Below are 381 nucleotides of genomic sequence, written 5' to 3' on the forward strand. Positions count from 1 at the left end.
AATCCCTTTAGTGTCAAGGTTTCTATAGAAAAACAACACGGACATATGTTATTCTGTAGCCAGAGGTGATGATATGTCCGAAATAAAGCATGGTCGTGGTTATGTCTATGCCATTCAGTACCACATCGTATGGTGCGTAAAGTACCGACACAAGATTCTTGTCGAAGAAATAGACGTAAGACTAAAAGAAATTCTTGTTCAGATTGCATCCGATAACAACTTCACAATATCTGAAATTGAAAGTGACTCCGATCACATTCATCTTTTAGTGGATTGTACACCACAGCATTCGATACCTGATATGATAAAAGCCTTAAAAGGGGTTTCCGCAAGACGTTTGTTTAAAGAGTTTCCAATGATTAGACAGAAATTGTGGGGAGG

The 381-nt window shown here is 38.3% G+C and carries 1 protein-coding gene; it reads left to right on the forward strand.

Going from position 1 to position 381, the window contains the following annotated elements:
- Positions 1-73 precede the first annotated feature (73 nt).
- Positions 74-381 (forward strand): IS200/IS605 family transposase (gene tnpA / locus L691_RS0101605; protein ID WP_025688377.1); only part of this gene is annotated, 308 nt, incomplete at its 3' end.

This window comes from Paenibacillus zanthoxyli JH29 (assembly GCF_000520715.1).
GTDB lineage: Bacteria > Bacillota > Bacilli > Paenibacillales > Paenibacillaceae > Paenibacillus_AQ > Paenibacillus_AQ zanthoxyli.